7 protein-coding genes are annotated in these 11,820 nt (G+C 63.9%); 4 read left to right on the forward strand and 3 right to left on the reverse strand.

The window, feature by feature from the left end:
- Positions 1-22 precede the first annotated feature (22 nt).
- The 3 genes from odhB to typA all read right to left on the reverse strand — a co-directional run bounded on the left by odhB (position 23) and on the right by typA (position 6,444).
- Positions 23-1,294: a 2-oxoglutarate dehydrogenase complex dihydrolipoyllysine-residue succinyltransferase gene (gene odhB, locus ACYP33_RS19230; RefSeq protein ID WP_414444961.1), complete on the reverse strand. Its 1,272-nt coding sequence runs from the start codon at positions 1,292-1,294 to the stop codon at positions 23-25.
- Positions 1,295-1,429: 135 nt separating this feature from the next.
- Positions 1,430-4,300 (reverse strand): 2-oxoglutarate dehydrogenase E1 component, encoded by a 2,871-nt coding sequence (locus ACYP33_RS19235; RefSeq protein WP_459623361.1) that lies wholly within the window; start codon positions 4,298-4,300, stop codon positions 1,430-1,432.
- Between the two features lie 323 nt (positions 4,301-4,623).
- Positions 4,624-6,444 carry a translational GTPase TypA gene (gene typA / locus ACYP33_RS19240; RefSeq protein ID WP_459623363.1) on the reverse strand — a complete coding sequence of 607 codons (1,821 nt, stop codon included), beginning with the start codon at positions 6,442-6,444 and terminating at the stop codon, positions 4,624-4,626.
- 326 nt (positions 6,445-6,770) lie between these two features.
- On the opposite strand from typA, the gene ACYP33_RS19245 reads away from it, so the two are divergent.
- From ACYP33_RS19245 to ACYP33_RS19260, 4 genes are all read left to right on the forward strand, one after another.
- Positions 6,771-7,295 (forward strand): MarR family winged helix-turn-helix transcriptional regulator, encoded by a 525-nt coding sequence (locus ACYP33_RS19245; RefSeq protein WP_414449563.1) that lies wholly within the window; start codon positions 6,771-6,773, stop codon positions 7,293-7,295.
- Positions 7,296-7,347: 52 nt separating this feature from the next.
- Positions 7,348-8,865, forward strand: a complete 1,518-nt coding sequence (locus tag ACYP33_RS19250) for an efflux transporter outer membrane subunit (protein ID WP_459623365.1) — start codon at positions 7,348-7,350, stop codon at positions 8,863-8,865.
- A gap of 61 nt (positions 8,866-8,926) precedes the next feature.
- Entirely contained in the window at positions 8,927-10,162 is a 1,236-nt protein-coding gene (locus ACYP33_RS19255) for an HlyD family secretion protein (RefSeq protein WP_459623367.1), read from the forward strand.
- 13 nt (positions 10,163-10,175) lie between these two features.
- Positions 10,176-11,738, forward strand: coding sequence for a DHA2 family efflux MFS transporter permease subunit (locus tag ACYP33_RS19260; protein ID WP_459623369.1), 1,563 nt, complete (start codon positions 10,176-10,178; stop codon positions 11,736-11,738).
- Positions 11,739-11,820: the final 82 nt, after the last annotated feature.

Raw genomic sequence — 11,820 nt, forward strand, 5'->3', positions numbered from 1 at the left:
ATTCAATACGGAAAAGCGAGGCTTACAGATCCAGCAGCAGGCGTGCCGGATCTTCCAGCGCATCCTTCATCGCGACCAGGGACAGCACGGCTTCGCGGCCGTCGATGATGCGGTGGTCGTACGACAGCGCCAGGTAGTTGATCGGACGAATCACGATCTGGCCGTTTTCGACGACCGGGCGTTCCTTCGTCGCGTGCACGCCGAGGATGGCCGACTGCGGCGGGTTGATGATCGGGGTCGACAGCATCGAGCCGAACACGCCGCCGTTCGAGATCGAGAACGTACCGCCCGTCATTTCCTCGATCGACAGCTTGCCGTCCTTGGCCTTCTGGCCGAATTCGGCGATCTTCTTCTCGATGTCGGCCAGGCTCAGCTGGTCGGCATTGCGCAGGATCGGCACCACCAGGCCACGCGGCGAACCAACCGCGATACCGATGTCGAAGTAACCGTGGTAGACGATGTCGTTGCCGTCGATCGACGCGTTCACGAGCGGGTACTTCTTCAGGGCGTGAACCGCCGCCTTGACGAAGAACGACATGAAGCCCAGCTTCACGCCGTGTTCCTTCTCGAACTTGTCCTTGTACTTGCCGCGCAGGTCCATGACCGGCTGCATGTTGACTTCGTTGAACGTCGTCAGGATCGCGTTGGTTTGCTGCGATTCGAGCAGACGTTCGGCGATACGCGCACGCAGGCGCGACATCGGCACGCGTTGTTCCGGACGATCGTTCAGCCAGGTCGTGGCCGAGGCCGGAACCTTGACGTCCGGCAGCGCTGCGGCCTTCTTCGGCGCGGCGGCGGCCGGTGCGGCAGCCGCCTTCACCGGTGCGGCGTTCGCGCCCAGCGCGTCGCCCTTCGTGATGCGGCCGTCGCGGCCCGTGCCCGAGACCTGGCTCGGATCGACGCCCTTCTCGGCCAGCAGCTTGGCGGCAGCCGGCGAGGCCGACGTGTTGCTCGACCCCGAAGCAGCGGCCGGCGCGGCTTCCACGGCGACGGGCACCGGAGCCGGACGCACTTCCGCTTCGCCGGCAGCCGCCGCCACGGCGCCAGCCTTGGCTTCGGTGTCGATCGTGGCGATCAGTTGATCGGCAACAACCGTATCGCCGTCGTTTTGCAGCACTTGCGACAGCACGCCGGCTGCCGGTGCCGGCACTTCCAGCACGACCTTGTCGGTCTCGAGTTCGATCAGGATTTCGTCCTGAGCGACGGCTTCACCGGGCTTCTTCTTCCACTGCAGCATGGTGGCTTCCGAAACCGATTCCGAAAGCTGGGGGACTTTGACTTCTACGATAGCCATGACTTGTTTCCTGGATGCTTGATCTGGGTAATGTCGGGATGCCGAGGACAGTTCGTGCTCGCGTCAGATTCGCTGCGCGCGCGACGAAACAAACCGGGAACGCGCTTGGGCGCGCTCCCGGTTCGTGATGTCCGCTTATTTTGCGATCGACGCGCTCTTGAGTCGGCCGAACGCCCCTTCGATCAGGGCCTTCTGCTGCTCATAGTGCTTCGCGTAGTAACCGACCGCCGGCGAGGCCGAAGCCGGACGGCCGCTGTATGCCAGCTTCTGACCGTCCTTCATGCCTTCCTTCAGGTGGTGTTCGATGTAGAACCACGGGCCTTGATTCTGCGGCTCGTCCTGCACCCAGACCACTTCGGTCGCATTGTCGTACTTCTTCATTTCCGCTTCGAACTGCTTGTGCGCGAACGGATAGAGCTGTTCGATACGGATGATCGCGACGTCGTTCGCCTTCGCTTCGCGACGGTGTGCGACCAGGTCGTAATACACGCGGCCCGAGCAGGCCACCACGCGCTTGACCTTCTTCGCGTCGATCGACTCGTCGATCTCGCCCAGCACCGGATGGAACGAACCCTTCGCGAGTTCCGACAGATCCGACACCGCTTCCTTGTGACGCAGCAGCGACTTCGGCGTTGCCACGATCAGCGGCTTGCGGAACAGGCGGATCATCTGGCGGCGCAGCAAGTGGAAGATCTGAGCCGGCGTGGTGGGCTGGACCACTTGCATGTTGTGATCCGCGCACAGTTGCAGGAAACGCTCGATACGCGTGGACGAGTGCTCCGGACCTTGCCCTTCATAGCCGTGCGGCAGCAGCATCGTCAGGCCCGACACGCGGCCCCACTTCACTTCGCCCGACGAGATGAACTGGTCGATCACGACCTGCGCGCCGTTCACGAAGTCGCCGAACTGCGCTTCCCACAGCACCAGCGTGTTCGGTTCGGCGGTCGAGTAGCCGTACTCGAAACCGAGCACCGCTTCTTCGGACAGCACCGAGTCGATCACATTGAAGTTCGCCTGACCTTCCGAGATGTTCTGCAGCGGCACGTACGTGCCGTCGTTCCAGCGCTCGCGGTTCTGGTCGTGCAGCACCGCGTGACGGTGCGTGAACGTGCCACGGCCCGAATCCTGGCCCGTCAGACGCACGGCATAGCCCGATGCGACCAGCGAAGCGTAGGCGAGGTGTTCACCCATGCCCCAGTCCAGCGCCTGCTCGCCGCTCGCCATCTTGCGGCGATCGTTGATGACGCGCTCGACCAGCGGGTGAACCTTGAAGTTTTCCGGCACCGTGGTGATGCGTTCGCCGAGGCGCTTCAGTTCGGCGAGCGGCACGGCCGTATCGGCTGCATCCGTCCACTTGCGGTTCAGGAACGGAACCCAGTCGACCGAATACTTGCTCTTGTAGTTCGAGAGCACCGGATCGATGGTGTGGTGGCCATCGTCCATCGCCTTGCGGAAGGCCTTGACGTATTCGTCGCCCGTTTCCGCGCCGATCACGCCTTGCTGCACGAGCTTCTCGGCATACAGCGCGCGGGTGCCCGGGTGCTGTGCGATCTTCTTGTACATCAGCGGCTGCGTGACCGCCGGCGTGTCCTGCTCGTTGTGACCCAGCTTGCGGAAGCAGACGATGTCGATCACGACATCCTTGTGGAACTGCATCCGGTAGTCGATCGCGATCTGCACCGCGAGCACCACCGCTTCCGGATCGTCGCCGTTCACGTGCAGCACCGGCGCTTCGATCATCTTGACCACGTCGGTACAGTACAGCGTCGAGCGCGCATCGCGCGGGTCCGACGTGGTGAAGCCGATCTGGTTGTTGATGACGATGTGCAGCGTGCCGTGCGTGCCGTAGCCGCGCGTTTGCGCGAGGTTCAGCGTTTCCATCACGACGCCCTGGCCCGCGAAGGCCGCATCGCCGTGGATCTGCACCGGCAGCACTTGCAGGCCGTCGGCGTCGCCGCGACGGTCCATCCGTGCCTTCGCCGAACCCTCGACCACCGGGTTGACAATTTCAAGGTGCGACGGATTGAACGCGAGCGACAGGTGGACCGGGCCGCCTTCGGTTGCGACATCCGACGAGAAACCCTTGTGATACTTGACGTCGCCAGCCGGCAGATCGTCGACGTGCTTGCCTTCGAATTCGGCGAACAGGTCGGACGGCATCTTGCCGAGCGTGTTCACGAGCACGTTCAGGCGGCCACGGTGGGCCATGCCGATGACGATTTCCTGGACACCCTTCGAGCCGGAATGCTGGACCACTTCGTCCATGGCCGCGATGAAGCTTTCGCCGCCTTCGAGCGAGAAACGCTTCTGGCCGACGAACTTGGTATGCAGGTAGCGCTCGAGGCCTTCGGCGGCCGTCAGGCGGTTCAGCACGTGCTTCTTCTTCTCGGCCGTGAAGTTCGGCGTGGCGCGCGTCGACTCGAGACGCTCCTGCCACCAGCGCTTCTGCTCCGGGTCGCCGATATACATGTATTCGGCGCCGATCGTGCCGCAGTACGTGTCGCGCAGCGCCTTGACGATGTCACGCAGCGAAGCCTGCTCGAAACCGAAATACAGGTTGCTGGCGCTGAAGGTCTGGTCGAGGTCGGCTTCGGAGAAGTCGTAGAACGACGGCTCCAGCTCAGGAATGGCGGGACGCTCGCGACGCTTCAGGGGGTCGAGATTGGCCCATTGCGAGCCGAGGAAGCGGTACGCGCTGATCAGGGTCTGGACGTGAACCTGCTTGCGAGCCGTTGCCAGATTGCCGCCGTTGCCGCTGTCACGCGGAATGAAGGCGTTGGCCTTCGCGCGTTGAGCGAACGACTCGACGATCGGGAAATGGGCAACGTCGTTGGCATTCGAACCATCCGTTGCCGGGACATTCTGCAACGCGTCGAAATACTCGCGCCAGTTGTCCGGCACCGATGCCGGGTTGTCCAGATAGGCTTCGTACTGCTCTTCTACATACGAAGCATTGCCGCCGAACAGATAGGAGTTCAGCTGAAACTGCTTCATGACATCTGACATTTTACGCTCACCTTTCTTCGAGCTTCTCGAGGAATAGCGGGTTGCTCAACCTTCCGCGACACGGCCTGACCGTTTGGCGGATTGCGAATCAAGTCTTGCTTGGAAGGACCGAAAACTTTGTGCGCGCAGCATAGCACACTACGCAACAATGAAGGGCGGAATGTCGCACCCGTGAGAGCCAAGCCCAATGGGCTTTCATGGCAGAAAGGGGCGATTTCCGATAAGTCCCGCAATAGTGTTTTACGCATCACGGCGCCGACAACGAAAAAGCCGCCCGAAGGCGGCTTTTTCCTGATCGTTGTCGCAGCTTCGCGAGGGTTCGATCACTCGGTTTCGCGGCTGGCGCGACGGCGCTCGTGTTCCTTCAGGAAGCGCTTGCGCAGGCGGATCGACTGCGGCGTGACTTCCACGAGTTCGTCGTCGTCGATGAATTCGACCGCGTATTCCAGCGACATCTGAATCGGCGGCACGAGGCGCACCGCTTCGTCGGTGCCCGACGCACGCACGTTGGTCAACTGCTTGCCCTTGATCGGGTTCACGACGAGATCGTTGTCGCGGCTGTGGATGCCGATGATCATGCCTTCATACAGCGCATCACCCGGCTTCACGAACATGCGGCCGCGATCCTGCAGCTTCCAGAGCGCGTAGGCCACGGCTGCGCCGTCATCCTGCGAGATCAGCACGCCGTTGCGGCGCTCGAACACCGAGCCATCCTTGACCGGTGCGTACGAATCGAAAATGTGGCTCATCAGGCCCGTGCCGCGCGTCAGCGTCAGGAATTCGCTCTGGAAGCCGATCAGGCCCCGTGCCGAAATCTTGTACTCGAGACGCGTACGGCCACGGCCGTCCGACGCCATGTCGAGCATTTCGCCCTTGCGGCGGCCCAGCTCTTCCATCACGCCGCCCTGGTGTTCGTCTTCGACGTCCACCGTCAGCAGCTCGAACGGCTCGTGCTTCACGCCGTCGACTTCCTGCAGCACCACGCGCGGACGCGACACAGCCAGCTCGTAGCCTTCGCGACGCATGTTCTCGACCAGAATCGTCAGGTGCAGTTCGCCACGGCCCGACACTTCGAACACGGTTTCGTCACCCGTGTCGCGCACGCGCAGCGCCACGTTGTGATTCAGTTCCTTCATCAGACGATCGCGGATCTGGCGGCTCGTCACGAACTTGCCTTCGCGGCCCGCCAGCGGCGACGAGTTCACGAGGAAGTTCATCGTCAGCGTCGGTTCGTCGACGGTGATCATCGGCAGCGCTTCCGGCGTGTCGACGGCGCAGATCGTCGCACCGATACCGACATCTTCAATACCGTTGATCAGCACGATGTCGCCGGCTTCGGCCGATTCCACCTGCACACGCTCCAGGCCCGTGAACGACAGCACCTGGTTGATCTTGCGGCTCAACACCTCGCCTTCCGGGCCGAAGCGCATCACGACCGGCTGGCCCGGCTTGATGCGGCCACGCGTGATGCGGCCCACGCCGATACGGCCGACGTAGGTCGAAAAGTCGAGCGAGGTGATCTGGAGCTGCAGCGGCGCATCCGGATCGGCCGGGCGAACCGGCACGTGCTCGAGCACGGCCTCGAACAGCGGACGCATGTCGCCGTCGCGCGCTTCCGGGGTCAGCGAGGCATAGCCGTTCAGGCCCGATGCGTAGACGATCGGGAAGTCGAGCTGCTCATCGGTGGCGCCGAGCTTGTCGAACAGATCGAAGGTCTGGTTGATGACCCAGTCGATCCGTGCGCCCGGGCGGTCGATCTTGTTGACCACGACGATCGGCTTCAGGCCGAGCGCCAGCGCCTTCTTCGTGACGAAGCGGGTTTGCGGCATCGGGCCTTCGACGGCGTCGACCAGCAGCAGCACCGAATCGACCATCGACAGCACGCGCTCGACCTCACCGCCGAAGTCGGCGTGGCCGGGGGTATCGACGATGTTGATGTGCGTGCCTTCGTACTCGACCGCGCAGTTCTTCGCGAGAATCGTGATCCCGCGCTCCTTTTCGATGTCGTTCGAGTCCATCACTCGCTCGACCATCTGCTGGTTCTCGCGGAAGGTGCCGGACTGGCGCAGCAGTTGGTCGACGAGCGTGGTCTTGCCGTGGTCGACGTGGGCGATGATGGCGATATTGCGAAGGGCGCGGGTCATAGAAACCTGATTTCGAAACCTGATGATCGGACACGCAAAAAGGCGCGTGTTGGATCAAGCCTCACGCGCGCAGCTGCAAATTGCATCCTGGAAAGCCAAGGATTATAGCATGCCCACATGTCGCAAGCTGAGCGCTTCGCTGCACTGCACACTCGACTGTCGCGCAAACGCCATCGCCGCGGCGCCAGGGCCGCCTGTCCGGGCGCGCACCGCGCCCTCTCCGTATCCGCCCCGATTGCCGGCCACGTAACCCGGATGCATTATTTGCCGCGGCAAACATTCGCACCTATACTGCTGCCTAGTCAACTATTGCAGAAACAGCGACCATGTCGGATTCCGATTCCCCTTCACGCCTTCCTCCCGGCCTGTCGCTGGCGGCCTACCCGATCAACGACAGCGTGGGCTATCTGCTTTCCCGCGTGCGTTCGCTGATGACCAACCTCGTCACTCAGCGCACCCAGACCGAACTCGGCATCACCGGCACGCAGGCGAGCATGCTGTTCATGCTCGCGGTCGGCAAGTGCTCGACCGCCGCCGAACTGGCGCGCGAGTATGCGATCGACGCCAGCGCGGTGACGCGGCTGCTCGATCGCGTCGAAAAGCGAGGGCTGCTGTCACGCGTTCGCAGCCACGAGGACCGACGCGTGGTCCAGCTCGAACTGACCGACGAGGGACGCGAGCTGGCCGAACGCATGCCCGAAATCTTCATCAGCGTGCTCGATACTTTGCTGGCCGGCTTCACGCCAGAGGAAGTCGGATTCCTGAAAAGCATGTTGCGTCGGATCCTCAGCAACTACTGCGGCGAGAGCGCAGTGGGTGGTGCCGGCGGCACGGGCAATCCGGCGCAGTAAAAACGTGCCACAACAACAATTCCAGACGGATCGACATAAGGAAATCCTTGCAATGTCCACTATCCATCGAGGGCCGGGGACGGTAGCGCGGCCGGTGCACGGCGCGATCGCGGCTGCGCTTGCCGCGTTCGCGCTCGCCGGCTGCGCCAATTACATGGGCATCCGTAGCGACAAGCAGATTGCGCCCGCCGCGCAGTTCGACAGCGCGCAGAGCCTGCCCGCGCAGGGCGGCCAATGGCCGAGCTTCGACTGGGCCAGCCAGTTCGGCGATGCACAACTGCCGAAGCTGATCGACGAAGCGCTGGCGGACAACCCCACGATTGCCCAGGCCCAGGCGCGCATCGCCAAGGCCTCGGCCTACATCCAGTCGTCGCGCGCCACGTTGTTCCCGAAAATCGACGGCCAGTATTCGTGGACGCGCGAGCTTTATTCGGGCAACGGCCTGTTCCCGCCGCCCTACGGCGGCAGTTGGTTCAGCGAGAACAACGCGCTGGTCAGCGCCTCGTGGGATCTGGACCTCTGGGGCAAGAACCAGGCGCGCCTGAAATCGGCCGTGTCGCAGCAAAAAGCCGCGCAGGCCGAGTTCCAGCAGGCGCGCGTGACGCTCGCCACCTCGATCGCGCGCACCTACAACCAGCTCGCCCAGCTCTACGCCTTGCGCGACATCGCCCAGCGCGAAATCGGCAACCGCGAGACGGTCGGCAAGATCACCGAAGGGCGCGTGGGCGCCGGGCTCGATACCAACGTCGAACGCCAGACCGCACGCGGCAACGTGGCGACCAGCCAATCGACGCTGTCCGAACTCGACGGCCAGATCGCCACGGTGCGCTATCAGTTGGCCGCGCTGCTCGGCAAGGGCCCGGACCGCGGCCTCGCCATCGCGGTGCCGGTGCTGCAACCGGCCGGCGCCGTCACGCTGCCGGACAACATTCCCGCCGATCTCGTGTCGCGCCGCCCCGACATCGTCGCAGCGCGCTGGCAGGTCGAGGCGCGGCTCGCCGACGTCAAGGAGACCAAGGCCGAGTTCTTCCCCGACGTGAACCTTGCGGCCGGTTTCGGCTTCGACGCGTTCGGCTGGGGCCAGTTTCTGAAGTTCGCGAGCCGTCAGGCCCAGTTCGGCCCCGCCGTGCATATCCCGATCTTCTACGGCGGCGCCCTGCGCGCGCAGCTCAAGGGCAAGTACGCGGATTACGACCTCAGCGTGGCCGACTACAACCAGACGCTGATCGGCGCGCTCGAGGACGTTGCCACGCAGGTGGCATCGATCCGTTCGGCCGACCAGCAGATGGGCGACGCGCGACGCGCGCTCGAGGCCTCGACGCACGCCTACGATCTCGCCGTGATCCGCTACAAGGCCGGGCTGTCGCAGCAGCTTCAGGTACTGAGCGCGGACATCAACCGGTTGTCCGCGGAACAGTCCGTCACGAATCTCGTGATGCGGCGCCGAGACCTGCAGATCGGCCTGATCAAGGCGCTCGGCGGCGGCTTCGACGCCACGCAAACGCCACTCGCGGCCGAGCCGCCCGCGGCCAGCGGCGCCACGGCCAGCCGCCAGCAGGCATCGAACTGATGCTCGCCACCCTCGCCCGATACCACTCGCACACCGACAAGAATCGACGGAGAACATCGCCATGAGCGACCCTCAACAGAACGCAGCCGGCGCCTCCCAGCCGAACAACTCGAAGCGCAATCGGATGATGCTGCTGCTTGCCGTCATCATCGTGATTGCCGCAGTTGCCTACGGGCTTTACTACTTCCTCGTCGCGCGCTTCCACGAGGAAACCGACGACGCCTACGTGAACGGCAACGTCGTGCAGATCACGCCTCAGGTCACCGGCACCGTGATCGCGGTCAACGCCGACGACACGCAAACCGTCACGGCCGGCTCGCCGCTCGTCAAGCTCGACCCGGCCGACGCGCAGGTCGCGCTGCAACAGGCCGAGGCCAATCTCGCGCAGACGGTGCGCCAGGTGCGCGGCCTGTTCGTCAACGACGATCAATATCGCGCCCAGGTCACCCTGCGCCAGTCCGATCTGTCGAAGGCTCAGGACGATCTGCGCCGCCGTGCGGCCGTCGCACAAACGGGCGCCGTCTCGCAGGAAGAAATCTCGCACGCGCGCGATGCGGTCAAGGCCGCGCAGGCCTCGGTCGACGCCGCGCAGCAGCAACTCGCCTCGAACCGTGCGCTGACCGCGAACACCACGATCGCCGATCATCCGAACGTGCTCGCCGCCGCCTCGAAGGTGCGCGATGCCTACCTCAACAACGCGCGCAACACGCTGCCGGCGCCGGTCACCGGCTATGTCGCGAAACGCTCGGTGCAGGTCGGCCAGCGCGTCGCGCCGGGCTCGCCGCTGATGTCGGTGGTGCCGCTCAACGCAGTGTGGGTGGATGCCAACTTCAAGGAAGTCCAGCTCACGCATATGCGGATCGGCCAGCCGGTCGAACTGAGCGCCGACATCTATGGCTCGTCGGTCAAGTATCATGGCAAGGTGGTGGGCTTCTCGGCCGGCACCGGTTCGGCGTTCTCGCTGCTGCCGGCGCAGAACGCCACCGGCAACTGGATCAAGGTCGTGCAGCGCCTGCCGGTACGTATCGCGCTCGATCCGAAGGAGCTCGAACAGCATCCGCTGCGTATCGGCCTGTCGATGCAGGTCGACGTCGATATTCAGAACGACCAGGGTGGCCAGCTCGGCAACGTGCAGAACACGATTTACCAGACCGACGTGTTCGCGAAGTACGGCGACGAAGCCAACGCCGAAATCGCGCGGATCATCGCCGACAATGCCGGCGGTGCCGGCACGTCGCGCACGTCCGCTGCGGCACCCGCCGCAACGGGCCATCCGTCCACGTCGAAATCGATGTAAGCGCGGAGCGCTCATGGCCACACCTCCTCAAGCCCATGCGCCGCTGAAAGGCGGCCAACTCGTGCTCGGCACGATTGCGGTGTCGCTCGCGGTGTTCATGAACGTGCTGGACACTTCGATCGCGAACGTCGCGATCCCGACCATCTCGGGCGACCTCGGCGTGTCGTCGGATCAAGGCACCTGGGTGATCACGTCGTTCGCGGTCGCGAATGCGATCTCGGTGCCGCTGACCGGCTGGCTGACCGACCGGATCGGCCAGGTGCGCCTGTTCCTCGCGTCGATCATCCTGTTCGTGCTTTCGTCGTGGCTGTGCGGACTGGCGCCGACGCTGCCGTTTCTTCTGGTCTCGCGCGTGATCCAGGGCGCCGTGGCCGGGCCGATGATCCCGCTGTCGCAATCGCTGCTGCTGTCGAGCTATCCGCGCGCCCGCGCACCGATGGCGCTGGCGCTCTGGTCGATGACCACGCTGATCGCGCCTGTGGCCGGGCCGATTCTGGGCGGCTGGATCTCGGACAACTATTCGTGGCCGTGGATCTTCTACGTCAACATCCCGGTCGGCATCGTCGCCGCGATCGTGACGTGGATGATCTATCGCAGCCGTGAATCGGTCACGCGCAAGGCGCCGATCGACGGCGTGGGCCTCGCGCTGCTGGTGATCTGGGTCGGCTCGCTGCAGGTCATGCTCGACAAGGGCAAGGATCTCGACTGGTTCGCCTCGCCCATGATCATCGCGCTGGCGCTGATCGCCGTGATCGCGCTCGCGTTCTTCGTGATCTGGGAATTGACGGCCAAGCATCCGGTGGTCGATTTGTCGCTGTTCCGCACGCGCAATTTCACTGGCGGTACGGTCGCACTGTCGGTCGGCTACGGCTTGTATTTCGGCAATCTGGTGCTGCTGCCGCTCTGGCTGCAAACGCAGATCGGCTACACGGCCACCGACGCCGGGATGGTTCTGGCGCCGGTCGGCTTCTTCGCCGTCATCCTGTCGCCGATCACCGGCAAGTTCCTGCCGCGCACCGACCCGCGCTATATCGCAACAGCGGCATTTCTGGTGTTCGGGCTCTGCTTCTGGATGCGTTCGGGCTACACGACCGGCGTCGACGAATGGTCGCTGATGGCGCCTACGTTCATCCAGGGCATCGCAATGGCAGGCTTCTTCATTCCGCTCGTGTCGATCACGCTGTCGGGGCTGCCCGGCCATCGCATTCCCGCGGCATCCGGCTTGTCGAATTTCGTGCGGATCATGTGCGGCGGGATTGGTACGTCAATCTTCCAGACGGCCTGGGACCATCGCAACAATTTCCACCACGCGCAGCTCGTCGAGCAGGCCAACGTCTACAACCCGGTGTTCAATCAAGCCGTCGCGCAGATGAACAGCCTGGGGCTCAGCGATCAGCAGGCGTATGGCCTGATCAACCAGATGACCACGCAACAGGCCGCGCAGCTCGGGGTGAACGACCTGTTCTATCTGTCGGCCGCAATCTTCGTGGTGCTGATCGGGTTGGTCTGGATTACCAAGCCGGAAAAAGCCGGGGGCGGTGGCGATTCGGGAGCGGCGGCGTCAGCCGCGCACTGACATACTCGCGCATCGAGGCACTGCGTACCAAAGAAAACGCCCGGTCGATCGACCGGGCGTTTTTCATGGTGTCTCGCTGCGC

This window comes from Burkholderia sp. 3C, assembly GCF_054589155.1.